Below are 24,849 nucleotides of genomic sequence, written 5' to 3'. Positions count from 1 at the left end.
TCTCGTTACTCATGCTTCTGGGCTAGCCTATGTATGCCTTGCGGCGAGAAGCTGACCGTGAATGTCGTCCCCTTCCCCGCCTCGGATAATACCGACAGCGCATGTCCTAAGCGTCCGCATACTTGCTTCGTCAAATACAAGCCCATCCCCGTCGATTCGCCGGTCGTTCTACCGTTCTCCCCTGTGAAGAAAGGATCGTAGATGCGCGGAATGTCATGCGAAGGGATGCCTATCCCTTCGTCTTGAACGGATAGCAGCGTTCCGTTGTTTGCCTGAGGCAAGATCCGCAGCAGCAGCGATTTTGAACCTGGCTTGTTTTTGCTGTACTTAATCGCATTGCTTACAAACTGATTCAGAACGAAAGTCATCCACTTGGGATCCGTCTCCACCCAAGCTTCGCCTTCCAGCCGCGGGAAGATCGAATGGCGAATGCATAACCGCTTATGCGCATTGAGCACTCCGCGCGCAAGCTCATGCAGAGCCGTTCGCTCGATTCGAAGATCGAATTCGAATTTATCGATACGCGCCGAATAGAGCATCATCTCCAGCCCGTTCGTAATCCGCTCGGCTTCCTCTTGCACGCTTGCGGCGAAATGACGCTGCTCCTCCTCCGTATGCGCAGTCTGCCGCAGCGCTTCCTGCGACAACAGATCAATGACCGATACGGGCGTCTTCATATGATGCACCCATTGCAGCGCAAAATGATTGTGAAGCTCTTGCTGACGGCGGTATTTGCCAAGCTCGTCCAAGTAGGCACGGTGCTGCTCCTCCAGCAGCCTTGCGGCAAGTTTCTGCTCTCTCGTAACGGCCTCATGCAAGATAGCCGAGGTGAATAGACCATCCGAACGTTCAATCGCGATCAATAATTGCTTGTAATAAGGACGCAAACGCAAATAATCGAGTACAAGCCATAGAGCAACGAAAAATAAGGCCAACACGATAAAATAGAAAACGGTGTTGAGTTCAATCAGCTTCGGATAACGCTCCCGCTCCAGCAGCAGCATAAGCACGGATAAAAATATAATGAGCATGCATACGACGATATATAAGAGCCGATCCCGCAAGAAAACGGCAAGCGTCAATCCTTTCATGACGTTGCTCCCTCTGCTTCTTCCGGCAATACGAGCTTATAGCCTAGGCCGCGAATCGTTTCGATTGCTTTCGGAAGCGCCAGTTCTTCCAGCTTCTTGCGCAGCCTGGTGACGTTGACCGTGAGCGTATTATCGTCGACGAACTGCACATCGTCCCATAGCGCCTCCAGCAGCTGCTCCCGGGAAGCGACATGACCGGATTGCTTCATTAAACACTCGGCAAGCAGCTGCTCGTTCTTGGTCAGCTCCACCCGCTTCCCGCCCCATTCCAGCTCGTTCCTGCTTAGATGCAGACGCAAGCCCCGTACCTCCAGCTCCCCCAAGGCAGCCGCCGCGGAAGCTGCAGCCGAAGCGCCGCCCATACCCGCCGCTGCATATTCACCGTAAGCGCGCCGAAGCACGCCCCTTACTTTCGCCATCAACAAATCCAGATGAATCGGCTTCGTTATGTAATCGTCCCCGCCGTTCTCGATTGCCATCACCTGATCCATCTCGCCCGCGCGAGCGGAGATGAATACGATCGGCATGCTCGATCTGGCCCGTATCTGGCGACACCAGTAGAAGCCGTCAAAGTATGGCAAGTTAACGTCAAGCAGCACAAGATGCGGATCGAATGCCGCAAGCTCCGGCAGAAGCTCGCGGAATTGCATCGCGCTTGCGGCCTCGAAGCCGTATTTCTCCATATTATTTTTCAATATCGAGGCTATTTTCACATCGTCCTCAACGATGAATATTCGGTACATGCATATCCTCCTGCATCTTAAAAAACTATCACTCTAACGATAGCAGGATCGTTAAGGCCAAGCAAATTATTCCATCCAGCTTGTCTGCGGCTTGAACACCGCCTCTATCCCTTTGACCGGCGCAGGAAACGGCAAACGGTATTCGAAATTATAAGCCAGCACCGTCACGAGCGACAGCACGAGCACGAATACGACAACCGCCTTCTTCTTCTTTCTTAGACACAGTCTCGGCGCTTCGAACAGCAGCAGGACTACGACGGCAATACATACGAACAACAGCACCCGGACTCCTCCTTTTCTAACGACTTCTGCCGCACGCATTGTCTCAGCATCCATCTATTGGAATATCGTTAGATTGTCCACAATGCTTCGAACTATGCCTTCAAGTGCCAAGTGAAGGCAGCCAACAAAAAAAAGCCCTCCGCTCCCGCACATGAACGCGCAGACTGCAAGGCTTCTGAAAGGATGACGAGTCTATCTTGCGAAAATTCTATAGGGCATAAACAAGCGCTTCCGCGTTTGACGTTTCTTCATCGGATTGCTGCTGTGCTGTACCGCTATGGGCGGCTCTATCGGTCTCGAAGATGTATACCGTCTCGCTGACGAACATGGCAATAATCGCTCCAATGACGAGGAGCATCTTAACCGACGTCGACCGGCTCCCGACTCTCTTCATCGTATATTCGGGGTCGAAGCTCCACTTGCTTTTGTCCCGGCTGGCAGCTATGGCCGTAAGCCCGCATGAGCAAGTAATTTGGGATTGGAATTTGTATCCTTCCGGTACCGATGTGTAATGGCTTCTCTGAATCGTATGCTTCTTACCGCATGATGTACAGCCTACTTCGATAAATTGCCCGTAATCCTTAATGAATTTCATTAGCGGTATCCCCCAAGATGTCTAAGTATCGGCTTTGGCTTAACTTGTCCAACCAAAACAAAAATCCTCCGGGGCGTGCATCGGTAACGATACACAGCCCCGGAAGATGATTACAGAGCGGCTATTAACATTCTCCGGCCGCGGCTGGCTTGCCTGCATCGGCTGCCGTCCGGAACGAGCTGCCGCAACCGCAAGTCGCGCTTGCGTTCGGATTCTCGATCGTAAAGCCTCCGCCCATTGCGGATTCCTTGAAGTCGATAACGAGTCCGTTCAAATATTTGATGCTGTCGCCGTCGACAACGACTTTGAGTCCTTTAAGCTCAAGCGCGTTGTCGCCTTCATGCTGCTCGTCATCGAAGCCCATGCCGTACGAGAAACCGCTGCAGCCGCCTTCTTTGACGCCGATTCGAAGGAACATATCCGGCGTTCCTTCCTCTTCGAGCATTTCTTTTATTTTGTCAGATGCCGTGTCACTGATCGTGATCATGTTACATCCCTCCATTTAGGTCTCTGCTTGCATGGTATTCCACTTACTTATCCATAGTATACTCCTAAACGCTAGCTTGCTCAAGAGCTATCCGCACAACTAACATCATTTTGGGATTGCCCGCACTACGCATGAGGTTTATAATAGTTACAGCTTCTTCACCGGAAAGTTATGTACCTTTTTTCACAAACCACCTTAAGAGAGGGAGGCTATGCAATGAACATCGTAATCCCGTCAGAAAATACGCAAATGCAAAGTATCATCGAAAAAGTGCGTCATGGTCAAAGGCTTTCGCTGGAGGATGGCGTTTTCTTATATCAATCGGATGATTTGCTTACCATCGGCCAATTGGCGAACGAAGTCGCTATGCGTAAAAACGGCAAAAAAGTGTATTTTATCGAAAACATGAGCTTGTACTTCACGAACGTCTGCGAAGCCCATTGCGCCTTTTGCAATTTTCGTAAGGACGAAGGACAAGAAGGAGCCTATACGCTATCCGGTCAGCAAATGATCGAATACGTGGAACAGCACTTCCACCCGGGCGTCCGCGAGTTCCATATTGTCGGAGGACATAACCCGCATGTGCCCTTCCAGTATTACGTGGACTCGCTTGCTGCGCTGAAGCAGCGTTTTCCGGAAGTAACGCTCAAAGCTTATACGGCTGCGGAGATCGATTTCTTCTCCCGTATTAGCGGCCTTTCATACAAGGAAGTACTGCAGGAGCTGATGAAGGTAGGGCTTGAATCGCTTACGGGCGGCGGCGCCGAGATCCTGTCCGATCAATACCGCAAAAAAATGCGGGTAGACAAAGCCGATGTGTCCCAATACCTGGACGTGCACCGGACAGCTCACCAGCTTGGATTGCGCACGCATACGACGATGCTGTACGGCTCGATCGAAACGAAGGAAGAAAGAATTCGCCATATGATGCACGTACGCGAGCTTCAGGATGAAACGAACGGCTTTCTTGTGTTTATTCCGCTGTCCATGCAGCCGATTAATCCGCGTGCCGGCATACGCCGCCGCAATTCGGCTTTCGAGGATTTGAAGACGATCGCGATCAGCCGGCTCATGTTGGACAATATTCAGCACATCAAGGCGTACTTCATCAATATCGGCGTGCAGCTTACGCAAGTTGCGCTGACGATGGGCGCCTCCGATGCCCACGGCACGATCGTGAAGGAGAAGATCAGCCATGCGGCAGGCGCGCTCACGCCAGAAGGCATTACGCGCGAGGATCTGATCTGGCTCATCAAGGGTGCGGGCCGGATACCTGTCGAGCGGGACACGTTCTATAACGAAATCAAAGTGTACGAGTAAGGAAACAGCCTTACGAGGGCATACTATAGAATCATCATCTAGAATTGTGGAGATGGAATCATATGAGAAAAATAGTTATTTTGGGTGGAGGCTATGGCGGACTCGCCATCGCGAATGAATTATTGGAGAAACAAGTACCGCATGACGTATCGATCGTTCTGGTTGACCGCATGCCGTTCCAAGGACTCAAAACCGAATATTATGCCCTCGCGGCGGGAACGGTGTCCGATCTGGAGCTTCGGGTCAAGTTCCCGGTAGATCCGCGCATCTCTTACGCGTACGGGGAAGTAACGGACGTCGATATGGAGGGGCGGCTTGTCTACATGGAAGGACAAGATCCAATCGCTTACGAATGGCTCGTCATCGGCCTTGGCTGTACGGATAAATATCATGGCATCGAAGGCGCGGAGCTGTACTCAACGAGCATTCAGACGTTCTCGGCAGCCAGAAAAACATATGCACTGCTGAATGACGTTAAACCTTATGGCCAAGTGACCATTGTCGGCGGAGGACTTAGCGGCGTAGAAGTTGCGGCAGAGCTTCGCGAGAGCCGTCCGGATCTCAATATCCGCATCTTGGACCGCGGTCCGAGTGTTCTCTCCGCATTCCCTGGCAAGCTGCAATCGTTCGTAGCCGAGTGGTTCACGGAGCATCAGGTGGAGATGAGAGGAAATATCGCGATCGCGAGGCTGGAGGCCGGGGCGTTGTATGATTCCAATACATCGAGCCAGATTCATACCGATGTTACGGTCTGGACGGCAGGCATTCAGCCCGTGCCTCTCGTGCAGCGGATGAACCTTCCTAAGGACAAAACAGGGCGGCTTATCATTAACGAGCACCATCAGCTTCCGGATTACAAAAACGTATTCGTCGTCGGCGACTGCGCATCGCTGCCGTTCTCGCCTAGCGGCCAAGCTGCCGGCGCGCAAGGCAAGCAAATCGCCGAAGTGATTCAAGCGATCTGGCATGACAAGTCGCTGCCGCATCTCGGCAAGATCAAGCTGAAAGGCGTGCTTGGCTCGCTCGGCAAAAAGAGCGGCTTCGGCGTCATGGGCGGTACGGCGATCTTGGGCCGCGTGCCGCGTCTCGTCAAGAGCGGCGTGCTCTGGCGTTCGAAGCGTCATCTTGGTTAAGTTATAACCAAGGGGGAGCTAGGCCTTAGTGCCCGCTTACAGGTCTTCCAGCAGCTTGTCGAGCGCATCCCGATCGGCTTGCTGCTGCTTAAGCGACTTCAAAATATTGTCATAGAGCTCGTCTGCCGTTTCGGCGGACACGATTGTGCCGTCAACAAGGGCGAACGGGTTCATGTAGCATTCGCCGCAATTGCCTAGGCAGCCGTACTCGATGACCTCGTATGCATCGTCTTCCTGAAATTTTGCCATAATACGATCTGTTCCATGGTGCATGTTGCTGGCGCAAAATTCAATCATTGGTTTGAACATTATTATGATCACCTTACTTTACTAAGTTGCTATCCATTTTCAATTGAAGCGCTTTGTACTATAATAGGGGAGAAAGGAGATGATTGCAATGAGTGAACAAGTACAAGAAACCATGTATGATGAAGTTCTCGACGTATTAGATAAGCTTCGTCCGTTTTTGCAACGGGACGGCGGCGACGTAGAATTGGTCGATGTCGAAGATGGTATCGTCAAGCTTCGCCTTATGGGAGCATGCGGTAGCTGCCCGAGCTCCACGATCACGCTTAAGGCGGGTATCGAACGCGCACTGCTTGAAGAAGTCGAAGGTGTCGTTGAGGTCGTTCAAGTATTCTAAGCCGTACTTGAATCATACGATAACGCCCTAGAATGACGAAGAGTCTTACCCCAAGCAAGGCCGAGTGTACGCTCGGCGCTTGGGAGTAAGACTCTTTTTTTCGCGAGCTCCCTATTGTTTCTTAGCAATAACAGGAGTTTTTCCAGTTATTCTTTGCAAATGGCGTTTCGTCGCGTAAATAGAAGGACTTAATCCAGTTATTCGGTTCTCCGATGTTCTAAGCCGATCCGGCTTAGAACATCCCCTTGATGTTGGCGCGGATCGGATCGAAGCCGCCCGTCACGTCAATGACATTGCCGGTCAGGAAGTTCGACTTCGGCTCGCATAAGAATAATACGACGCGCGCGACATCTTCACCTGTGCCGGGCCTGCCCATCGGCGATTCCGAGTCGTATTCGTGTTCGGCCTCCTCGATCGTCCGTTCCTTGTTCGCGCCGCGAATGTCGCCGGGACCGATTAAGTTCACCGTAATGCCGAACGGCGCTTCCTCGACGGCAAGCGATTTGGTGAACGAAACGAGCCCCGTCTTGGCTGCTGCGTATACCGCCCGATGAGGCCACGCTCTCGCTTCCCCTGCATGGCCGTAGCCGAAGTGTATGATCCGCCCCCATCTGCGGCTGCGCATGCCTGGCAGCAGACGATGATCCAGCAGCATAACGCCGAGCAGGTTGCCATGCAGAAGCCTTATAATCGTCGCATCGTCATACTCGCTGAACAAGCGCCTCTCACGCACGAACGGACCGGCGTTATTGACTAGGATGTCAACACCACCGGCCCATCGTTCGGCCTCGCTTGCCAGCTTCTCGGCGCCCTCGGCCGATGATATATCGGCTTGAACCGTTATCGCCTTTACGCCTAGCTGCTCGATTTGCCGCCTAACCTGCTCCGCCTCAAGCTCGCTCTCATAATAATTTAGCACGACGTTGCAGCCCTGCTCGGCAAGCTGGATCGCCGTTCTTTTGCCAAGCCCTTTCGCGCTGCCCGTCACTAATGCCGTTCTGCCCTTCAGCTCCACGAGTATCCCCTCTCCCGCTTATGCTTGCTTATTTTCTCATTAGCTTACAGCCGTATTGGAACGACAGACGCATCGACTCCATCGCCAGCATGACGCCATCGGACAAGTCGGCCGCCTGCTGTTCGAGGTTCTCCAGCTTCGCTTCCTCTCCGTACATCCGGTGGCTCTGGATCAGATCGTCGTGCATTTCCGAGTTCATATAGTGTATTTCCGTATTTCTTCGCTTGCGCAGCCGATTCGTCGCTTCCTTATATTTCTCCTTCACGTCATTAAGCTTCCAAGTCAGCTCAGGATGCGCTTTGCGCTCGCGCATATTGCGGAGCACCGTGAAATAGGAAAAATGCGCCTTCACCTTCTCCGTGCGCATATCGAGCAGATCGTTCAGCAGCGTGCCCAGCTTATCCAGCAAGGAGAACACGCGGATAAACCCGTTTTTGTCATAGTAGACATACCTTGAATAGTTCATCCGCTCCTGCGGCGTCATCTGGTGAACGGATACGGCACGAATAAGCTCCTTGTATTTGCCCGCCGCATAGTGGCTCTGCTCCAGCTCGTCCAGTGCGGAACGAAGCCCAAGCGTCCATATCTCGTATTTACGCAGCTTATGATCGGGATCTTGGCCTGCTGCAATCTGTTTCGACACAAGCGTGCCGAATTCCTCCATTAGCCGGAGCGTCTCGGCAAGGCAGCCCGTCGCTTCCCTTGACGGCTCATCAAACAGAAAACGGAGCATATGTCCAAGCCTCCTATTAGCATTAGAATGACTTACTTGAACGATCATCCTTTAATCGCCATGATCGAATGACGAGATCGAGCAGCAAGCCGAACAATCCGGTAATAATCAAGTTATGCAATAAGCTTGTGAAAATAAACCAGTCTTCGTTGCTCACCGTAGCCGTAAGCAGCGCTCCGCTGAATATTTGCGTGATGACGAGAGTCAGCGACCAACCAGCTGCTTTCGTAAGACCAGCTTCCGGATTGCTGACTTTGCGGATAAACATATACAAGCCGGCAATCGCTAAACCGAGCACGAGAGCTGCAGCCCGGTGAATGAATACGGCGCCGGTAGCCCCCTCGATCTCCGGAACGAGCTCGCCGTTGCATAACGGCCAACCTAAGCAGCCTCCCGCAGCTTCCGTATGGCGAATAAAAGCCCCCAGATAGACGACAACATAGCAGTAAACCGCTGTAGCAAGCGCTACGGGGAATATGACGGCCGGCACTTTAACAACAGCCGTCTGTCCCCTCTTCACGCGATACGTCCATACGACGAGCAGCAATGTAGCGGCGAACGCGATGAGCGAGATGCCGAAGTGAATTGCCATGACCGGGGGCGACTGCGGCCACTTCACGGCCGCAGCGCCCATCAACGCTTGCACGATCGTGAAGAGAAGCGCGCCTCCGGCGTAAAACAACGGTTCTTTGAAATCTTGACTTTGCTTGTCCCTGCGATGCATCCGCAGCGTCGCCATGTAGGTCGCCAATACCAAAATGCCCTCGAAGCCTGTAACAAGTCGATGCGAATATTCGATCAATGATTCCAGCGTGTAAGAAGGTACGAATTTGCCATTGCATAACGGCCAGTCATCGCCGCAGCCGCGGCCTGAATCCGTATTCGTGACGAGCGCGCCGGCGAGCAGTACAAGAAGCATTCCGATGCACGTAGCGATAGCTAACGTGCGAAAACGGCCGGTTACCATAATAAAATCACCTTTTTTCAGGAATTAATCACCTTTCAATTATATCGATAACAATTGTCAAAAGCCATGTTGAAAATGTGACACTTACGTATGAACGTTTATTAAAAAAAGGAAAGTCCGCGTCGCGGGACAACAGCTCCCTTAACGCGGACCTTCTATTATTTGCTTTCCATCGCGGCGCTAACCGCGATCGCTCGATCGACGAACTCCTCGATCTCCTCGCGCGTCTTGCGCAGCTTGCTTACGAACCGTACAAGCTCTTGACTTTGGCGAAAAGCAATGAAGCTCGGAATGCCCAGAATGTTAAGCTCTGAGCACAAATCCGGCAGATCGTCGCGATCCAGCTCAATGAACTTCACTTGGCCCTCGTACTTCTTCTCCACATCGGGCATGAAAGGATTAATAAAATGACAATCCCCGCACCAGGTCGTCTTGAATACGGCAATCGTAAGGCCTTCGCTTGCTACTGCGGAGCGAAAGGCTTCTTCGGTCGTTAATTTCTCCATATTTCCACCTCTGCTTCCTGCGCTTTCGTAATCTTAACATCTGTTCCAGACCTGAAGGTTATACTTCACGCTCGATCGTCAATATTTTCTCATCGAACAAATCCGACCACGCCAGCTTCGCTTTCAGCGTATTGCTTAGGCTGCGAGCCGGCACGTAGGCTGTACCGCCCACGCTTGTCACCGGGAATGACCAAGTTGCGCTAACGCCGTTAACGAGCACCTTGTCGCTTCCGATCTTCAGTTCAATCGTAGTGCCTGTCGGCTCGTCGAACAATTGAATGCCCTTCGACTTCGGATCGTACGTAATCACACCGCTAAACGCGTCCGCCGTAGATCGAAGCGGGACAAGCGTTATTCCTCCTTGAACCACGATCGGAGGATTGTAATAGCTGTCCGTATAGAAGCTGACGGATTGTTGGTTCAAATGCAATTTATTTTTCAATATATCATATACCGCCGAATCGTCCTTGAACATCTTCATGAACCGATAGCTATTCAGTTCCAGCAGCTGCTCGAGCTCGACAGCCGTTTCCGGCACGGTAACTTCATCTGCTTTTACCGCTTCATTGACATTCCATAATTCGCTTGTAGAGGTCACCGTAAAGCCCTTAATCGGGAAAAGAGCCAGCTCCTCCTCTTCTTCAGTCGGCAGCGTATAGGAAAGCTCGAAAGCTTGCTTGCGAATATCGAGCTTCGTGTCCACGTAAACATCCGCCGTCACGGTCAAGTTATCGCCGAGCAGCATGTCGATTGATTCCGGATCCTCCGTTTCCATCGCTTTCAGCTCTGCCTGCAATTCCTCCAGCATCGCAACGGCTTCATCGATACCTTGCTGGATAAGCTCGTCTGGCGTTGGCGCATCAAGCTCTCCGCTCTCCTCGAACGGATTGACGGTGCCAAGCGTTTCCCATACGTCAGGATCGCTCGAGAGCACTTCTACAACACCTTTGATCATTTTTTCCAGGCCTGCCTTATCGGCAACGAGCGCATCTACATATTTTTTCACCCATGCCCATATCGCCTTGCCGTCCATCTCGGTGTGCACTTGCATAAGAGCAGTCGATTCGCCGTTAATCGTCTCCGTCGTCGGTTTCACTTCGATCTTCTCCGGGTTAGGAAGATTATCGATTGCGTAACCGCCAATCGTATCGATGAGCGCGTGGCCAAGCGCCGTCAACGACTCGTCGTTTGCAGCAGGAGTACCGGCCGCCGGGCTAATGCCTGCCAACTCAGTGAGTACCGTTCCTGTCATATCGAACGCGAACGGCTGCTTTGCGCCTTCGATCTCTACAATTGCTTGTTTTTCGTTCATCTTCATCGAGAAGCCGATGGAGGCCGCTCCGCCAAGCACGAGCTTGCCGTTAAACGATGCATTAGAGCTATCTTCCATCTTCACATCATTCAATTGCAGCTCTATGTTAGATAATAACTTATAAATGGCAATCTCTTCATCCGTTAGATCATCGAATGCTGCTTCATCAAGTTCCAGCTTAAACGCCACCGTCTGCTTGCTTTCGCTCGAAGTCACTTTAAGCGAGTTTTTCAATACGGCATTCAGATCGACGCCTCCAATCGCTTGACAGCCCGCTACGAATACAAGTACAAGCGCAAGCATTAGGAGCATCAGCTTGCTTGGTTTTCCTAATCTCTTAATCAATGTCCATTCTCCCCTTCAACACTCGTCTATTAAACTGTTATCATTATACTAGAGCATCCATTGCGTGTAAATGTATGGAAGCGCGACTAGTCTACCTTAAGTTTCTCCATCAAAGATGCTGTACTTAATCCAAATTCCAAATTATACTTATACCCCGTTCTCTTAAGATGGGCTAATATATATCCCTATCAAATTTCTAGGAGGCTGTCTCAAAAAGTGTTGGGCGAAGGTTCGTTCATGGCGTGGATTGATCGAAGTTATACTGGATCAATGCAGCAACTTTAGGCTGTTTCGCTCTTCGCTCCATATCGAGAGCTATATTGGATATTCGCAACATAGACCTCGGTTTTGTACCCAAAATGCCGTCAACCGCTCCGCTCAAAGTTACTGCGAGAATCCAACATAGCTCCCCACCGCCATTAATTCCGCCCAAAGTTTCTGCAAAAGTCAACATAGCAGTCAGAGGTTAGCTGTGTACGCACAAAGGGGCCGTCCCTAAGCCATTGGCTTTTGGGACAGCCCCCTCTATTTGATTTAATCATATTATGAGTTCATACAACAACCCCCATGGTCATAGCGACCATGGGAGTTGCATTATTGTGTTTCTCCTATAACGCCTTGCGGTAAAAAGGCTTCAGCACCTTCGTGAGCAGCTTGCGCAGCGGTCCCGGGAAGGAACGGACATCCTCCGGCGTAATGACGCGAAGCGCCGCGAGCAGCGCGAGATACAGAGCGCCGACGACAGCGGCCGTAACGATGCCTGCTACCAAATAGGACAGCTTGTCCGGCCATCCTTCCGTCCAAGCGAGGATGCCATTCTCTGCACCCCAGCCAGCAAGCGCAGAGACTGCAACCGCGATCATGTAGGTACCCCAGCGCCGTCCGAGCACGCTAAGCTTCACGATTCGCCAAATGGAAGCAACGTTCAACATCGTAATAACGATGAAGCAAATCGAGGAAGCGATAATAAGCCCGTACACGCCAAGGAACGGAGCAAGCGCAATGCTGAACACCACTTTGAGCGCTAAGCCGAAGAAGGTGTGATACATCGGCTTCTTCGGCTTGCCAAGCCCGTACAAAATCGAGTTCGTCGTCATCATCGTAATTTGAAAGATCGTTCCCAACGTTAGCAATGCGACCGTGCCGCTGCCGCTAGGACTGCTGAACAGGAATCCGGTCACCGAATAGGCAGCAACCGTAAGGAGCAGTGCAATCGGGACGCCCGTAAAGCAGACAATCCGCATCACAAGCGATGATTGGCGCTGTACCTCGTTCATATTCCCGACCGAGAAGGCCGATGATATGACCGGAATAATCGATGCTCCAAGCGCAATCGCTAATATTGGCGGGATGCCGGCAAGCGACATGGCCTTTATCGTATAGTCGGCGAATACATGCGTTGCCGTCTCTAGATCATAGAACCGTTCGGTCAGCCGGATGAACAGCGTAGAGTCGAACGTGTATAGAAACTGTACCGTCATCGCCGTTACGACCGCCGGTAGGGACATGCTGAATATTTCCTTATAGATCGAGCGGAAAGGCAATGCCGAGCCGCTTCCGCTCCGCGAACGAAGATAGCTGCTCCCCTTCTTCGCCTGCTCGGCCAAGTCTTGGCGTCTTAGCTTCCGTCCGTACCACACCATGACCGCGAACGCGCCGATACTGCCGAATACGCTGCCGAACGTCGCGGCTGCCGCGCCCCAAGCGTCGCCCCAGCCCCAAGCCAGCACGATAAGCGCGAGTCCGATACCGCCGATCACGCGCAATATTTGTTCAATGATCTGCGAAACGCCGCCGGCAGCCATGAACTGTCTGCCTTGGAAGTAACCGCGCATCATCGCGATAATCGGGAACAGCAGCAACGCCGGCGCAATGGCTCTTACCGCCAATTCCGCAATCGGCTTCTTAACGATGTCGGTATAGACCGGCGCCAGAATGAACATGGCCGTCGTCAGAAGCACGCCCGCAACGGCGCCGAATAGAAGCGCCGCCTTGTAAATACGCCTTGCTTCCTCCGGTCTGCCCAGCGCATAGCGCTGCGAGACCATCTTGCTTATTGCGCTTGGAATGCCGCCCGTGGCGACAACAAGCAGCAGCAAATACACTTGATTGGCAACGGCAAACGCCAACTGCCCGTCCTTATCCAGCATATAATCGAGCGGCACACGTTGAAAGAGCCCGAGAAACCGGGCTGTCAACGCTGCGGCCGCCAGTATGAGCGTACCCTTAATCAACGAGTCTTTCTTCAATAATTGAGAGGCTATGTCTTTCACTCCTATTGCGATGCGTGATTACGGTCATCACTAAGGAGTGAGCGCCTATCACGCATTTTGCTTATGTCTTACACGATAGAGCCTTTATTAAGCGCCCCATGAATCTGCATTATTTTTAAAATTAGAATATAAGCCACAATACGAACAGGATGATCATAACGGCTTGAAGAATAACTTTTACGACTACGCTTGTGAATAAGCCGACAACGGCGCCCCAGCCTGCCTTGAGCGCTTTCTTGTACTCTGTGCCCACGATCAGCTCGCCAATAACGGCTCCTGCGAACGGTCCGATAATAAGACCGAAAGCCGGAATGATGAATGGACCAAAAATAAGGCCGATCGTGCTTCCGACGACGGATGCCCGATTGCCGCCGAATCGCTTGACGCCCCAGGCGCTGACTGCATAATCGGCTATGAACAGAACCACCAATATGATCGTTTGAATGATCCAGAAGAAGACGTCAAAGTCGCCGAACGAGAAAAAGAACCCATACACAAAAAATGCGGCGTAAATAGCGAGCACGCCCGGCAAGATTGGATATATCGCTCCTGCCATCCCCACAATAAACAGCGCTACGACAAGAATCCAACCTAATATTTCCATAGCTGATCATCCTTTCAAAACATAACGTTTAATAACCTCTGCGACACCATGTTCGTCGTTGGTAAGCGTAACGGCGTTGGCCGCGTCCTTGACCGCTTGCTGGGCATTGCCCATGGCTACGCCTAATCCCGCCTCGCGGATAGCCGCGATATCGTTTAGACTGTCACCGACCGCGACAACCGAAGACATATCGATATCCAGCAGTTCGCATAAGTCGCGAAGCGCGCTCGCCTTGGAGACGCCTTGCGGATTCATCTCCAGATTCCACGGCGAGGAGTTCGTAATCTCAAGCGCTCCCCAGCTTTGAACCTCTGCCAAAATTTCATTTCTAGCTACATCATCCTCCGTGTAATAACCGAATTTGAGCCAATGATAGGAATCGTAGCCGGCAGCCGGATCGATCCACTTTTCCTTATTGTACACCGTATCCGTCGTGTAAGCCCAGAACCACGGCTCACCGTGCTTAAGAGCAAGCTCGTGCATGCGCTTCACGTACACGGAACTCAGATGCGTCCGCTTATACAGCACATGCGGCTTATGCCAAATCTCGCTTCCGTTTACCGTAATCATTGGGGTATCCAGCCCCAGCTGTTCTGCAAAAGGCAATGCGCTTTGGAAGCCTCTTCCGGTCGAGAAGCTGACAATAACGCCGGCATCAAGCGCCTTCCGTATCCATTCGGCATTCTCCGCGCTAATCTCGCTTTGTTCGTTCAGCAGCGTTCCGTCCATATCCAATGCAACCAATTTGTACTTCGACATCTTATGTAAGTCCTCCCGGCAGCCAAGCGTAAACGGCTCGCATCTAAAATTTTGATCTTTAGTTGACTCCGTTATTTTAGCACATTTGCAGCATAATCCAAACGAAAGTATTATCGAGCACCATCAACTCCTCGAGGCGTTCAAAAAGAAGAAGCTTGCTTTAAGCCGCTATCGCAGCCCTCCGCAAGCTCCTCACTTCATCGGCTTACTGCGCCGAGCCTTCTATCGAAACTCTATTCGAATTTGATCGACTCATTCTCCACCTGTCTCCTTTATCCCTCTAAATAAAATATATTCCAAATATTCTAAACGTTATTAGATAGTTTCATAAAAGTCGAAATTTGCAAAATAAAGCACCCGCAAGCGGCTGCAAGGCCGATTCTGCGAGTGCTTTCCCTCATGCATATTTCTATATTCAAGCCGCAAGCTTGCGAAGTCTTAGCTTCTTCGCAACGATGCCCTGCGAAGGCGAGAATAGCAGCGCTAGCGCGAACAGAACGCCCGCAGCGCATACGATGCAGCCGGCAATCGATGCATCCAGCATTTTGGCCGCCAAATAACCGAGCACCGTGCTTGCAATGCCTACCCCGATGCTTAGTCCGATCATCATGCCAAGCCGCTCCGTGAGCAAGTAAGCCGTTGAAGCCGGAATAATAAGCAGACCGACGACGAGAATGGCTCCAACGCTCTCGAAGGAACTGACCGTTGCCATCGACACGAGACCCATGAGTAAATAGTGGAAGATCGCGACAGGAATGCCGATTGCGGCGGCAAGCGCAGGATCGAACGCGCAAAGCTTGAATTGCTTATAGAACAGGCTAATGACCGCGACGATCACCATCAGCGTGAAGCCGAGCAGCCAAACCGCCCGGGGCCCCATATTAACGCCGCCGAGCTCCCAGATGTTCCAATGCACATAAGCGATCTCCCCGTACAAGATCGCGTCCTGATCCAGATGCACTTGGCGGGCGAACAAGCTGACGAGGACGACGCCTACCGCGAATAAGGCGGTGAACACGACGCCGATCGAAGCATCCGATTGAATGCCGCTTTGCTGGAACATTTGGATAAGGAAGGTCGTTAATAAACCGAACGCGAGCGCGGCGAACATCATTAGCACCGAATCCCTCGATCCGCTCAGCAGGAAAGCGATGACGATACCCGGCATGACAGAGTGGCTGATCGCGTCTCCGATCATGGCCATTTTGCGAAGGACAAGGAAAACGCCCAGAATCGCGCAGCAGCTTGCGACGAGCGATCCCGTCAATATAATCCAGAAGTCGCTCATAACGCCGCCTCCTTCTTCGTGTTGTCGTGAATCGAGATCTCTCGTTGCACCGCGAATCGACGCTTCGCCCGTTGCCGCATTAACCGCTTCGCAACAATGCCCCGCTGCGGCCCGAACAAGATCGATATTCCGAACATGAGCGTTGCCGCCAGCACGGTCACCGGTCCCGTCGGCAAGTTCGATACCGAAGCGCTGAACAGCGTGCCGACAGCACCGCTTGCCGCGCCGAATATACCGGATAAGATGACCATTAAGCTAAGCTTATTGGTCCAATACCTTGCCGAGACGGCAGGCGTGATAAGCAGTGCCGCCACAAGCACGACGCCGACTGCTTGAATGCCCGCTACAACGGCAACAACCATAAGCAGCATCATCAGTTGCTCAAGAGCGGCTACCGGGTAGCCGAGACCGCGCGCAAAGCCCGGATCGAAAGAAATAAGCTTGAATTGCTTGAACAGCAATGTGCATATCGACAGCAGTACGATACAGACAATAGACATCGTAATGACATCGGAGCCGATCATCGACGCCGCCTGCCCGAACAGAAACTTATCGAGCCCGGCTTGATTGCCGTAATTGCCGTGCTGGATAACGGTAAGCAGCACGATGCCAAGACCGAAGAAAGACGATAATACGATGCCCATCGCCGCATCCTGCTTGAGCTTCGTATGGCGGGTAATATAGCCGATACCGAAAGTGGCAATCAAACCCGCCAAGCCTGCCCCGATGAGGAATAGCCCGATCGACTTAATGCCCGTAAGCATGAACGCGATGCAGATGCCGGGTAACGCCGCATGCGCCAGCGTATCGCCCATCAGGCTCTGCTTCCGCAAGTAGGAGAAGCTGCCGATAACGCCGCTGCTTAGGCCAAGAAGCGTGCAGCCGAGAAAGATCCATTGCATGTTCGGATCCGCAATCATCGACCAAATGTTTGCCATCTGCTACACGCCCTTTCCGCTGTCTGCAGCCGGCACTTGAAAGCTGCGGTCAAGAAAGGCCAGTCTGCCTCCGTAGGTCTGCTGCAGCCGCTCCTGCGTAAACACCTGTTCGGTAGGCCCGTAGGCTTGCAGTTCTACATTAAGCAGCAGCACGGAATCGAAATAATCTTGTACCGTCGCAAGATCATGGTGGACGACGACAACCGTCTTTCCTTGGCGCTTCAGCTCTTGAAGCAGCGTAATAATCGCTTTCTCCGTTGCCGCATCGACGCCGGCGAACGGTTCATCCATGAAGTACAGCTTCGCATCCTGAGCCAGCGCCCTTGCCAGGAAGACGCGCTGCTGCTGTCCGCCGGACAATTGGCTAATCTGGCGATCCGCGAAGTCGGCCATGCCGACCTTGCTTAGGCATTCAAGCGCAATCGCCTTCTCCTTCGCGCCCGGCCGGCGGAACCAGCCGAGATGGCCGTAACGGCCCATCATAACGACATCGAGCGCATTCGTAGGAAAATCCCAGTCGACCGATTCCCGCTGCGGAACGTAGCCGATCAGCTTTCGCTGCTCCTTGTATGGCTTGCCGTATACGAGCACCTCGCCGCCAATGCTCGGAATGAGCCCTAGCGCAGCTTTCATAAGCGTCGATTTGCCGGCGCCGTTCGGTCCGATTACGCCAATCAGCTCACCCTCGTTAATCTCGAAGGTTACGCCGCGCAATACCGGCTTCTTCTGGTAGGCAACCGTCAGTCCGTTCACGGACAACGGGGAAGGTGCTGCCGTGCTGCCGGCAGGCTTAGACAATGCTTTCGTAAGGCTCATATTTATCACTCGCTTTCGTTCTGGTCCTCTTTTATTTCAACGCACTTACAATCGTATCCACGTTATGCTTCACCATGCCGATATAAGTGCCTTCCTCTGTTCCTTCGTCGCCCATCGCATCCGAATACAGTTCGCCGCCGACCTTCACTTCATGACCGAGCTGGCGAGCGCCTTCAATGACGGATTCGATCGACTTCTTCGGTACGCTCGATTCGATGAACACCGCCTTTATCTTGTTCTCCACCAAGTAGTCCCGAAGCTTGCTGACATCCTTTGAGCCATACTCAGACATCGTATTCATGCCTTGCAGACCCGTGACAGTTAACCCGTATGCTTCGCCGAAGTATCCGAAGGCGTCATGCGCCGTCACTAGGATTCTTTTGTCCTCTGGAATGAGGGAGATTTGCTCCTTCGCATAAGCGTCCAGCTTCTCGAGCTCCTTCAAATAATCGGCGGCGCGCTGCTTATAATCGGCAGCGTTAGCCGGATCCTTCTCTGCGAGCGTATCGCGTATGACTTCGGCGGCGGACATCCACAATTTCACGTTGAACCAAATATGCGGATCATGCGAACCGCTGCCCTGAGCGGGATCGGCATGGAGTTGTTCCTCCTTTAAGTAAGACGATACGGCAACGGTTGGCTTGCGTTTCTCAAGCTGCTCGAACATCTCCGCCATCTTTCCTTCGAGATGCAAACCGTTGTAGAAAATGATGTCCGCATCATCAAGCTTCTTCACATCGCCCTGGGACGCCTTATAGAGATGGGGGTCGATGCCGGAGCCCATTAAGGCGGCAGCATCGACATGATCTCCGCCGACCTGCTTGACGACATCGTTAATCATGCCGATCGTAGACGTCACCTTCAGCTTTCCGTCGCTATCCCCCCCTTGATTCGCGGAAGTTCCGCCGCATGCCGATACGGCGAGCGCCGTAACTGTCAGAAATATGATCGTCATGATAAACCTCTTGATTGCTGAGTTGGATTTTGAATACTTGCGCATGTTGCATCCTCCCTTTCGAGTTTCGAAAATTGATTGTTCATTGTTGAATTTCACGTTATTGTCTTCGGACAAGTTTCCCTTGTGAACATTATTTTACCCTGAGAATATTATTTAGCTCAGTGCCTCTTTTTTTATAATACACAAAAATGTTTCTCTCGTGCAACATTTATTTTTTCAAGCTTTTCCCGCGCTAACGAGTAAAGCTGGCGTGTGGCTGGTCAAATAACTGGATTTTCTCCTGTTATGACTGGCCGATATCAACACTTTGAGTGAATAGATGGAGTTCTTCCAGTTAATTATCTGCTTTTCTATTGATTGAATAGAAGTCGTCAAAATAACTGGAGCTCCTCCCGTTAATCGTTAATCGGCGGGTGTTCATGCAAAATTAACATGAGCTTCTCCTGTAATTCAATGGATAACAGCGGTAAACAAAAAACTGCCCCTCTGCATCCATTCGATGGATGCAGAGGGGCAGTTTATTATTTAGAGTTATTCCGCATTGCCCGCTGTTCCGGCTGCTGCATTGTCTGTTCCGGCGTTCGCCTGACCGCTTGTATCAACCGTGTTAGCGGCCGTCTTCTTCTTCGGTACGCCGTACAGTCCGACTTCTTGGTCATACGCGTCGAAGATTTGACGCGCGATCGGCGATGCGCCGTAGCCGCCGAAGCCGCCGTCCGGCACGACTACCGCAACCGCAAGCTTAGGTTTGTCGGCGGGCGCATAAGCGATGAACACCGCGTTCTCCGCGCGGCGGGTAGCGACGTCCTGCTCGGACGTACCGGTCTTCCGTCTATACGTGTAATCAACGCCCTCGAAGCCTTCCGACTTAACCTCGGACATGCCTGCTTCGATCTCTTTCCAATATTGCTCGGGAATGTCGATCGTGTTCAAGATTTCCGGCGTGAAGCCCTGAATGACGTTGCCGTCCGAATCCTTGATTTCATTCACGAACTGCGGCTTCATCCGCTTGCCTCGATTGGCAAGCATCGACACGTATTGCGCCAGCTGAAGCGTCGTATAACGACCCTGCTGCCCGAAGGAGGCGAATATAAGCGCGGATTGCGAGCTGCCGCTTTGCGCTTCCTTGAAGTACTCGATAATGCCCTTCGATTCATTCGGCAAGCCGCTGCCGGTCAGAACGCCAAGACCGAACTGCTTCATGTATTCGTCCCAGATCTCGACGCTGCTCTTGCCATTCACATCGCCGCGCATATACAGCTTATTGCCCACCATAGACGCCATGAACGGGTTGGACGATTTAGCGATTGCGCCTGCGCCGTCGATACTGCCGTAGACGTGATTCAAGGAGTTTTTAATGAAACGCTCGTAGCCTTCGCGGCCGAAAGAAAATACCCCGGTATCCGTATAACGGGTCGACGGCGTGAATAAGCCCTCATTAAGTCCAATCAGCACGGTTAACGGCTTCATGGTCGAGCCCGGAGGCAGAATCGACGATGGATGGTCGTTTCTTTCCTTCTCCGTCTTGTAGTCGGCATATACGGTCGAGATCGTACCGTTCTGCAGCCTGTTCCCGATATTTTCGTAATCTTCGTTGCTGATTCTTCCGCCCGACCAAATATTCGGATCGTAATCCGGCATGCTCGCCATCGCGACGACTTTGCCGGTATCGACTTCCATCGCCACCGCGTAACCTGTTTTGGCATATTCGGCACGCTCATAGGAGTTGGAGGAGGTCGATATTTTTTTGATGTGATCGGTGATCGCTTGCTCCGTCTTCAACTGAACGTTTTTGTTAATCGTCAGATAAAGGTCCGAGCCTTTCTGCGGATTCGTGATTTCCATCGGCCCGATAATAATTTCCCGATTATTGACCGGGTACGACTTCAGACCGTTCGTCCCGCGCAAGACATCCTGATACATAAGCTCGATGCCTCCGAAGCCGACGTCTTCCTCTTCCAAATATTTAAGAGTCGGATCGGTTATCTTCATCTTCTCATTATAGAACTCGCTGTCGAGGCGCACGCCGCTGTACTTCTTCAAGTAGCCTACCAATTGAACGGCGATCGAGCTCTTATCGTAGTTGCGGATGCTCTCCTCCATAATGTCGATACCTTTGAAGGAGGTCTTATTTTCCATAAAATAAGCGATTTCCTTATTCGTCAGATTGGACTTGATACGCCTAGGCGTCGAAATGACATTTCGTTTAAATTCCAAATCCATTTGGCGGATAATATCGTCTACCGTCATCGCCGACTCCGGATCGCCGTATTTGGTAAACACTTTGTCCAGCTCGACCGCCATCTCTTTCGCCTTCTCAATAGCGTCCGCACGTTTCAACTCCGGTTGTATGCTGTAATAGAGCGATTGCGTAGATGTCGAATAAGCGATCGCATGTCCGGTAGAATCGTATATATTGCCCCGTATAGGCGGCATCGCGACGTTGCGCGTTCCTTTCGCGGCTCCTTCGGCACTAAGCGTCGGACCTTCTACGAACTGCAATATGGCAAGCTTAACGATTAGGACGCTGAATAAAACGAATGTAATGAAGAAAAACAAATTAAGCCGGAATGAAAAATTGCGCCTGTTCAATATCTCCCGCTTTTGCGGATCGTCCTGCATGCTTTCACCTCATAATCATAAAAAAATACGACATTCCATTATATCGCTGCAGCTTCCCTAATATGCGTCTGCTCGAAGCCTGGCGAGTTAAACCAATCGCCCGAGGAAGCCCATGTCGCATCTAGCGGAATCCATTTGTCTTCGCCATCGCCAATGTTCACTTCATTCCAGGCATGCGGCCCGAAGCCGCCGCTGCCATCGGCGCCAAGACCCGTCACGACGCGTACATCAAGTCCTGCGGTACGTGCCATCACGGCATATAGTCTTGCCGTATCAATGCATACGCCTTTGCGAGTAGCGAACGTGTCCGCAGGCGTCTGTTCTTTCCATACGCCGCGCTCAACGTAGTTGTCGGCTTTGTCCCAGTCGTACTCGATGCGCGTACCGAGCCACTCGTACAGGAGGCGCGCCTTCTGCTCATCCGAGCCGGCGTCCTTCGTAACGAATAATGCAGCTTCCGCAATATCATCCGGTACGGCATAATCGATGATCTCGTATTTACGCTGCAATATTTGGCGGAATTGCGCCTCTACCGCCTCGGCAAGCACCGGGCCTTGTCCTTCCAGCATATCGCCCGCGACCGGAGCCAGCATGGACGCGGCCTCCCGGTACAGGGGAGATTCCGAAATCTTATCCGCGTACCAACCATTAGGCAATAACGAAACATAGATGAATAATGTTGCAATGAAGAGAAAAGCTCTTCCGGCGCCATGTACGGCGCCAATAAGCGCACCCGTTGCCCTGCTTGCATAGCGGCGTCCGGGAAGCTCGTCCAGAGCGCTGCTCTGCTTCGACTGCACGAGGTTGCTCCATGCATAGCTGAACAGCGGCTCAGCGAAGCCGGCAATCGCTCTGAAGATCAGATAGAAGAGCAGGAACAGCACCCCGTACCTGAGCAGCGCAAAATCCCTTAAGCTTGTCAGCAGCGTGAACCACGCTTGCTGCACGTTTCCGAGCTCATTAGCCGGCACTTCAACGACCCGGGTCAGCCACTCGGCGACAGCAGGGGAAGCCCATCCCGCGAGCTGTCCGGCGATGATCAGTCCCGCAATAACGACAATGCCTTCCCATACAAAAAAGAAAAGACGCTTCGCAGAACCCGACGCGCCCCTCCTTATCCCTTGCAATAATGAAACAAGCAATAGCAGAAGAGCAATGATCGCAACGGGCTCCAGCTCATCGAACCGCATCATCCAATCGAACATAATCTCTCCTTTCTTACAGCGATGCCGGTATTGCCTTGCCATCCGTTCCCAAGCTGGTCAAAGGGGATGAATTAGCCGTTGTTCTTGGCTTGATCGATAAAGGCTTGTATCGTGCTATCGACCTCGATCGTTATTTTGGGAGCGCCCCGGAAGGATACCGTAACCTCGTTGTCGCCTGGTTTGCCGTTAAGCTCCAGGTTCTTGGTCTTGATCGTATACGAGCCGTCCTCGTTGCTAATAAACTCAGCATCCTTCGCATCGCCCGTCATGGCACCCATGATCTCTTGCTTCGCGCTATCCACGACCTTCGTGCTGATTACTTTCAGATCGTCCATCGTATAACCGCTATAGAGAACGACGCCTACGACGATAACCGCGACGATCGCCCATTTCACGACCGTTCTTACAATGCGCACGATGATCAGCAGCGCGACAAGCGCAAGGACGAGAACGAGCCAATTGTCTTTCAAAAAAGATGTCCATGTGTCTACGTCATACGCCGAAAAATCCAAAAAATCCATACGATCCCCTCCATTATACCTCGTACCAAAAGCTATTACAAAACATTATACCCTACGTCTTATATACCGTAAACGCTTCCTTCCACTTTAACCAGACATATCCTGTCCATTGTTTACGTACAAGTAGTTATAATGCAAATGGGCAAGGAGGATAACGGTGTGAAGACAGCCATTTGGCTCTATTTATTTTTGTTTGTCGCTTTTTTCGACTTGCATGCGCAATACCCGATATTGACGCCGTTCGCCATCTCGCTTGGCGCGGCTCCCTCTTTCATCGGGCTCATGATGGGAATGTATTCGATTACCCACCTGCCTGGAAATCTCATTGCCGGTTATGGCGTGGATCGGTTCGGAAGCCGCTTGTTTATCGTGTTCAGCCTGCTCGCCGCCGGTATTATTCTCCTCTTCCAATCGCAGGTGACAGATCCTTGGCAGCTCCTCGTGCTTCGCTCCATTAGCGGCTTCGTGCTCGCTTTCCTGTCTCCTGCCTGCCTGGCGCTGCTTGCGCGCCTTTCGAACAATATTACGGAGCAAGGCAAGCTAATGGCAGGCAACGGCCTCGTCCATACGCTCGCATCGGTCGTCTCGCCGGCTGCCGGCGCTTATCTTGTCGCGAAGATCGGCTTCACGACCGCATTCACGCTGCTTGGCTGGATCTTGATTGTTACAGCCGTGTGCGCCGTCTTCTTCATCAGCGACAAGCGGATGAACGCTTCCCCCCTGCCGGCCAAGACGAGCACGGAGGAAGAAGGCAATAAGCCGAAGTCGGCGCAGCCTCCGCTGGGCGAGAGTACGCCGATTCCTTGGCTTGTCTTCCTGCTGCCTATTGCGACCAGCTGCTCGCAAGGCATATTGTCGTTCGAGCTTCCGCTCATGGCGAAGTCGCAGGCTTCGATCATGACGACCGGCCTGCTGTTCTCCGTCGTCAGCATCGGCGCGCTCATCACGCTCAGCATGCTGTTCCTCAACCGGATCTCCGCGTTTCAGCGAACGTTATGGGGCGCATTCCTGCTCGCCGTCATCTACTTCTGCCTGGCAGCGAACGTTTCGGCCCCTTTCACAGTCATGCTGCTGCTGATCGGCATGGCCAAGGGCATTATATTGCCGGCGCTTTCGACGCTCTTGATCGAGCTAAGCGGCGGTGCGAGGTATGGCCGCACCTTCTCCATTCTGTCGATCGCCTTCTCCATCGGCGCATTCATCGGTCCGATGGCCGCGGGCCAGCTGCGCGAACAGCTCTCGCCCTATTTCATCGCGTTCGTCGCGCTAATGCTTGCCGTAGCCGTCCTGCCGTTCTACAACTCGAGATTTCTGGCGTCGCGGACCTATTTTTCGTAAAAGTGGGTATTCGCACACGGCGTTTGTTCCCTCCGCACATACAATACAGTGTGTCAAATGACCAGACCGGCATGATCGGCGCCTATCAATAGGCAACCATGCAGGTTGAAAGCTTCATTGACCTCGATCTATGAAAGAGGGGTGAATCATAAGATGTCTGGAGGACAGGTTGAATCGGCTGAAAGAGGCTATGGACATCGCGGCGGCAACAACATCGCAACTATTCTAGTCTTGTTTATCTTGCTCGTTATTATAGCGTGTGCTTGCTGGTGGTAAATCAGCTTCAACCCCGGCACGCGAAGAGGCGGCCCCGCGCTGAGCGGGCCGCCTTTATTTTCGTACGGAGGTCACTTAG

Annotated in this window: 26 protein-coding genes; 5 read left to right on the top strand and 21 right to left on the bottom strand. The window is 52.2% G+C overall.

Features of this window, described 5'->3' with window-relative positions:
• Window positions 1-5: 5 nt before the first annotated feature.
• The 5 genes from J2T14_RS14130 to erpA all read right to left on the bottom strand — a co-directional run bounded on the left by J2T14_RS14130 (window position 6) and on the right by erpA (window position 3,198).
• Window positions 6-1,091 carry a sensor histidine kinase gene (locus J2T14_RS14130; protein ID WP_307471701.1) on the bottom strand — a complete coding sequence of 362 codons (1,086 nt, stop codon included), beginning with the start codon at window positions 1,089-1,091 and terminating at the stop codon, window positions 6-8.
• Entirely contained in the window at window positions 1,088-1,834 is a 747-nt protein-coding gene (locus J2T14_RS14125; protein ID WP_307471699.1) for a response regulator transcription factor, read from the bottom strand. Before J2T14_RS14125 ends, J2T14_RS14130 begins: the two co-directional genes overlap by 4 nt.
• A 66-nt stretch (window positions 1,835-1,900) precedes the next feature.
• Window positions 1,901-2,155, bottom strand: coding sequence for a hypothetical protein (locus J2T14_RS14120; protein WP_307471697.1), 255 nt, complete (start codon window positions 2,153-2,155; stop codon window positions 1,901-1,903).
• A gap of 169 nt (window positions 2,156-2,324) precedes the next feature.
• The gene (locus tag J2T14_RS14115; protein ID WP_307471695.1) at window positions 2,325-2,711 is read right to left on the bottom strand and encodes a hypothetical protein; all 387 of its coding nucleotides are present in this window, start codon (window positions 2,709-2,711) and stop codon (window positions 2,325-2,327) included.
• Between the two features lie 124 nt (window positions 2,712-2,835).
• Window positions 2,836-3,198 carry an iron-sulfur cluster insertion protein ErpA gene (gene erpA / locus J2T14_RS14110; RefSeq protein WP_307206889.1) on the bottom strand — a complete coding sequence of 121 codons (363 nt, stop codon included), beginning with the start codon at window positions 3,196-3,198 and terminating at the stop codon, window positions 2,836-2,838.
• A 216-nt stretch (window positions 3,199-3,414) separates the two neighbouring features.
• Here erpA and mqnE point away from each other — a divergent pair, with 216 nt between their 5' ends.
• Together mqnE and J2T14_RS14100 are read left to right on the top strand one after the other, a co-directional pair.
• The gene (gene mqnE, locus J2T14_RS14105; RefSeq protein WP_307206887.1) at window positions 3,415-4,518 is read left to right on the top strand and encodes an aminofutalosine synthase MqnE; all 1,104 of its coding nucleotides are present in this window, start codon (window positions 3,415-3,417) and stop codon (window positions 4,516-4,518) included.
• 62 nt (window positions 4,519-4,580) lie between these two features.
• Window positions 4,581-5,651 carry an NAD(P)/FAD-dependent oxidoreductase gene (locus J2T14_RS14100; RefSeq protein ID WP_307206885.1) on the top strand — a complete coding sequence of 357 codons (1,071 nt, stop codon included), beginning with the start codon at window positions 4,581-4,583 and terminating at the stop codon, window positions 5,649-5,651.
• Between the two features lie 36 nt (window positions 5,652-5,687).
• On the opposite strand, the gene J2T14_RS14095 is transcribed toward J2T14_RS14100, so the two are convergent.
• Window positions 5,688-5,960, bottom strand: coding sequence for a YuzB family protein (locus tag J2T14_RS14095; RefSeq protein ID WP_307471694.1), 273 nt, complete (start codon window positions 5,958-5,960; stop codon window positions 5,688-5,690).
• 88 nt (window positions 5,961-6,048) lie between these two features.
• Between J2T14_RS14095 and J2T14_RS14090 the strand changes: the two genes are divergently transcribed.
• Window positions 6,049-6,294, top strand: a complete 246-nt coding sequence (locus J2T14_RS14090) for a NifU family protein (RefSeq protein ID WP_168123009.1) — start codon at window positions 6,049-6,051, stop codon at window positions 6,292-6,294.
• A gap of 232 nt (window positions 6,295-6,526) precedes the next feature.
• On the opposite strand, the gene J2T14_RS14085 is transcribed toward J2T14_RS14090, so the two are convergent.
• The 15 genes from J2T14_RS14085 to J2T14_RS14015 form a co-directional block, all read right to left on the bottom strand.
• Window positions 6,527-7,303, bottom strand: coding sequence for an SDR family oxidoreductase (locus J2T14_RS14085; RefSeq protein ID WP_307471970.1), 777 nt, complete (start codon window positions 7,301-7,303; stop codon window positions 6,527-6,529).
• A 34-nt stretch (window positions 7,304-7,337) separates the two neighbouring features.
• Window positions 7,338-8,042 carry a Cthe_2314 family HEPN domain-containing protein gene (locus J2T14_RS14080; RefSeq protein WP_307471692.1) on the bottom strand — a complete coding sequence of 235 codons (705 nt, stop codon included), beginning with the start codon at window positions 8,040-8,042 and terminating at the stop codon, window positions 7,338-7,340.
• A gap of 22 nt (window positions 8,043-8,064) precedes the next feature.
• Window positions 8,065-9,009 carry a COX15/CtaA family protein gene (locus tag J2T14_RS14075; protein ID WP_307471690.1) on the bottom strand — a complete coding sequence of 315 codons (945 nt, stop codon included), beginning with the start codon at window positions 9,007-9,009 and terminating at the stop codon, window positions 8,065-8,067.
• A 158-nt stretch (window positions 9,010-9,167) separates the two neighbouring features.
• A complete protein-coding gene (locus J2T14_RS14070; RefSeq protein WP_307206875.1) occupies window positions 9,168-9,515 on the bottom strand; it encodes a thioredoxin family protein in 348 nt (115 codons plus the stop codon).
• A gap of 58 nt (window positions 9,516-9,573) precedes the next feature.
• Window positions 9,574-11,172, bottom strand: a complete 1,599-nt coding sequence (locus J2T14_RS14065; RefSeq protein ID WP_307471689.1) for a copper amine oxidase N-terminal domain-containing protein — start codon at window positions 11,170-11,172, stop codon at window positions 9,574-9,576.
• A gap of 608 nt (window positions 11,173-11,780) precedes the next feature.
• Window positions 11,781-13,406: a putative polysaccharide biosynthesis protein gene (locus tag J2T14_RS14060; protein WP_307471687.1), complete on the bottom strand. Its 1,626-nt coding sequence runs from the start codon at window positions 13,404-13,406 to the stop codon at window positions 11,781-11,783.
• A 160-nt stretch (window positions 13,407-13,566) separates the two neighbouring features.
• Window positions 13,567-14,049: a DUF456 domain-containing protein gene (locus tag J2T14_RS14055; RefSeq protein ID WP_307471685.1), complete on the bottom strand. Its 483-nt coding sequence runs from the start codon at window positions 14,047-14,049 to the stop codon at window positions 13,567-13,569.
• A 6-nt stretch (window positions 14,050-14,055) separates the two neighbouring features.
• Entirely contained in the window at window positions 14,056-14,808 is a 753-nt protein-coding gene (locus J2T14_RS14050) for a Cof-type HAD-IIB family hydrolase (RefSeq protein ID WP_307206868.1), read from the bottom strand.
• 415 nt (window positions 14,809-15,223) lie between these two features.
• Window positions 15,224-16,096 carry a metal ABC transporter permease gene (locus tag J2T14_RS14045; RefSeq protein WP_307471683.1) on the bottom strand — a complete coding sequence of 291 codons (873 nt, stop codon included), beginning with the start codon at window positions 16,094-16,096 and terminating at the stop codon, window positions 15,224-15,226.
• On the bottom strand, window positions 16,093-17,034 hold the full coding sequence (locus tag J2T14_RS14040; protein ID WP_307471680.1) for a metal ABC transporter permease: 942 nt from the start codon (window positions 17,032-17,034) through the stop codon (window positions 16,093-16,095). Before J2T14_RS14040 ends, J2T14_RS14045 begins: the two co-directional genes overlap by 4 nt.
• Before the next feature lie 3 nt (window positions 17,035-17,037).
• Window positions 17,038-17,850, bottom strand: a complete 813-nt coding sequence (locus J2T14_RS14035) for a metal ABC transporter ATP-binding protein (protein WP_307471678.1) — start codon at window positions 17,848-17,850, stop codon at window positions 17,038-17,040.
• 31 nt (window positions 17,851-17,881) lie between these two features.
• A complete protein-coding gene (locus J2T14_RS14030; protein ID WP_307471676.1) occupies window positions 17,882-18,805 on the bottom strand; it encodes a metal ABC transporter solute-binding protein, Zn/Mn family in 924 nt (307 codons plus the stop codon).
• Between the two features lie 534 nt (window positions 18,806-19,339).
• Window positions 19,340-21,430, bottom strand: coding sequence for a peptidoglycan D,D-transpeptidase FtsI family protein (locus tag J2T14_RS14025; RefSeq protein WP_307471674.1), 2,091 nt, complete (start codon window positions 21,428-21,430; stop codon window positions 19,340-19,342).
• Window positions 21,431-21,468: 38 nt separating this feature from the next.
• A complete protein-coding gene (locus J2T14_RS14020; protein ID WP_307471672.1) occupies window positions 21,469-22,635 on the bottom strand; it encodes a transglutaminase domain-containing protein in 1,167 nt (388 codons plus the stop codon).
• A 71-nt stretch (window positions 22,636-22,706) separates the two neighbouring features.
• Complete coding sequence (locus tag J2T14_RS14015; protein ID WP_307206853.1) at window positions 22,707-23,156, bottom strand: hypothetical protein; 450 nt, start codon at window positions 23,154-23,156, stop codon at window positions 22,707-22,709.
• 159 nt (window positions 23,157-23,315) lie between these two features.
• On the opposite strand from J2T14_RS14015, the gene J2T14_RS14010 reads away from it, so the two are divergent.
• Both J2T14_RS14010 and yjcZ read left to right on the top strand, forming a co-directional pair.
• Window positions 23,316-24,494, top strand: coding sequence for an MFS transporter (locus J2T14_RS14010; RefSeq protein WP_307206852.1), 1,179 nt, complete (start codon window positions 23,316-23,318; stop codon window positions 24,492-24,494).
• A gap of 153 nt (window positions 24,495-24,647) precedes the next feature.
• Complete coding sequence (gene yjcZ / locus J2T14_RS14005) at window positions 24,648-24,770, top strand: sporulation protein YjcZ (RefSeq protein WP_307206850.1); 123 nt, start codon at window positions 24,648-24,650, stop codon at window positions 24,768-24,770.
• Window positions 24,771-24,849: the final 79 nt, after the last annotated feature.

This window comes from Paenibacillus harenae, from assembly GCF_030812415.1.
Taxonomy (GTDB): domain Bacteria; phylum Bacillota; class Bacilli; order Paenibacillales; family Paenibacillaceae; genus Pristimantibacillus; species Pristimantibacillus harenae_A.
This window is presented reverse-complemented; position numbering and strand designations above follow the sequence as displayed.

Bases quoted from the DNA above. Each gene is read 5' to 3' on its own strand.
- yjcZ (WP_307206850.1), top strand. From the start codon at position 24,648: ATGTCTGGAGGACAGGTTGAATCGGCTGAAAGAGGCTATGGACATCGC.
- J2T14_RS14025 (WP_307471674.1), bottom strand. From the start codon at position 21,430: ATGCAGGACGATCCGCAAAAGCGGGAGATATTGAACAGGCGCAATTTT.
- J2T14_RS14125 (WP_307471699.1), bottom strand. From the start codon at position 1,834: ATGTACCGAATATTCATCGTTGAGGACGATGTGAAAATAGCCTCGATA.
- J2T14_RS14070 (WP_307206875.1), bottom strand. From the start codon at position 9,515: ATGGAGAAATTAACGACCGAAGAAGCCTTTCGCTCCGCAGTAGCAAGC.
- J2T14_RS14015 (WP_307206853.1), bottom strand. From the start codon at position 23,156: ATGGATTTTTTGGATTTTTCGGCGTATGACGTAGACACATGGACATCT.
- mqnE (WP_307206887.1), top strand. From the start codon at position 3,415: ATGAACATCGTAATCCCGTCAGAAAATACGCAAATGCAAAGTATCATC.
- J2T14_RS14090 (WP_168123009.1), top strand. From the start codon at position 6,049: ATGAGTGAACAAGTACAAGAAACCATGTATGATGAAGTTCTCGACGTA.
- J2T14_RS14100 (WP_307206885.1), top strand. From the start codon at position 4,581: ATGAGAAAAATAGTTATTTTGGGTGGAGGCTATGGCGGACTCGCCATC.
- J2T14_RS14020 (WP_307471672.1), bottom strand. From the start codon at position 22,635: ATGTTCGATTGGATGATGCGGTTCGATGAGCTGGAGCCCGTTGCGATC.
- erpA (WP_307206889.1), bottom strand. From the start codon at position 3,198: ATGATCACGATCAGTGACACGGCATCTGACAAAATAAAAGAAATGCTC.
- J2T14_RS14115 (WP_307471695.1), bottom strand. From the start codon at position 2,711: ATGAAATTCATTAAGGATTACGGGCAATTTATCGAAGTAGGCTGTACA.
- J2T14_RS14030 (WP_307471676.1), bottom strand. From the start codon at position 18,805: ATGACGATCATATTTCTGACAGTTACGGCGCTCGCCGTATCGGCATGC.
- J2T14_RS14130 (WP_307471701.1), bottom strand. From the start codon at position 1,091: ATGAAAGGATTGACGCTTGCCGTTTTCTTGCGGGATCGGCTCTTATAT.
- J2T14_RS14080 (WP_307471692.1), bottom strand. From the start codon at position 8,042: ATGCTCCGTTTTCTGTTTGATGAGCCGTCAAGGGAAGCGACGGGCTGC.
- J2T14_RS14050 (WP_307206868.1), bottom strand. From the start codon at position 14,808: ATGTCGAAGTACAAATTGGTTGCATTGGATATGGACGGAACGCTGCTG.
- J2T14_RS14045 (WP_307471683.1), bottom strand. From the start codon at position 16,096: ATGAGCGACTTCTGGATTATATTGACGGGATCGCTCGTCGCAAGCTGC.
- J2T14_RS14075 (WP_307471690.1), bottom strand. From the start codon at position 9,009: ATGGTAACCGGCCGTTTTCGCACGTTAGCTATCGCTACGTGCATCGGA.
- J2T14_RS14120 (WP_307471697.1), bottom strand. From the start codon at position 2,155: ATGCGTGCGGCAGAAGTCGTTAGAAAAGGAGGAGTCCGGGTGCTGTTG.
- J2T14_RS14095 (WP_307471694.1), bottom strand. From the start codon at position 5,960: ATGTTCAAACCAATGATTGAATTTTGCGCCAGCAACATGCACCATGGA.
- J2T14_RS14040 (WP_307471680.1), bottom strand. From the start codon at position 17,034: ATGGCAAACATTTGGTCGATGATTGCGGATCCGAACATGCAATGGATC.
- J2T14_RS14035 (WP_307471678.1), bottom strand. From the start codon at position 17,850: ATGAGCCTTACGAAAGCATTGTCTAAGCCTGCCGGCAGCACGGCAGCA.
- J2T14_RS14055 (WP_307471685.1), bottom strand. From the start codon at position 14,049: ATGGAAATATTAGGTTGGATTCTTGTCGTAGCGCTGTTTATTGTGGGG.